The sequence below is a fragment of the Paraburkholderia oxyphila NBRC 105797 genome, assembly GCF_000685075.1.
GTDB classification, from domain to species: Bacteria; Pseudomonadota; Gammaproteobacteria; order Burkholderiales; family Burkholderiaceae; genus Paraburkholderia; species Paraburkholderia oxyphila.
Window position 1 is genome coordinate 1 of record NZ_BAYD01000306.1, and the last position, 625, is coordinate 625.

The window sequence follows — 625 nt, forward strand, 5'->3', positions numbered from 1 at the left end:
GGGCACCCGTGTACTGGTTCAGCGCATTCGCCGTGTACGTAGTGCTCGACGCCGCCGGCATCCACCCGTACCGGTTGTTCGTCACCTTCGCCTGCTTGATGTCACCAAGCTGGTTGCGCGTGAACGTCGACAGCCAGTCTTCCGTGCTGCTCGTGAACCGGTGGTTCAGGTTCGACACCCAGCCCTGCGGATCGTACGTCACCTCCGTACGCGTGCCGTTGCCCAGGTCCACCTGCGTGCGCCGGTTCATCGCATCGTACGTGTACTTCGCCAGGTTCACCGTGCCGTTTTCCAGCAACTGCGTCGGCCGGCGATACGTGTCGTAGCTCGTGCCGACATGGAAGCCGTCTGGCCACGCGATATCCGTCACGTTGTCCGCCGCGTCGTACGTGTAGCGCAGCGCCCGGCCCGCCGCACTGGTCTGCGTCAGACGCCCGAGTCCATCGTAGCTGTTCGTCACCGTGTGACTGCCGTCGCTGTACTGCGACGCCGTCTTCAGCCCGCGCAGATCGTAGCTGTACTGAACGTTGCCCGTGGAACCCGGGAACGTGCGCGTCGCGAGCCGGTCAAGCGCGTCGAAGGTCTGGTTGATGGTCTGGCCATCGCGCTTCCTCAAGGCGGTCAC

Annotated in this window: 1 pseudogene; it reads right to left on the bottom strand. The window is 64.3% G+C overall.

The features are described 5' to 3' along the window. Nucleotides 1-625 (bottom strand): annotated as a pseudogene (locus BO1_RS56120) (RHS repeat domain-containing protein); the annotation flags it as partial.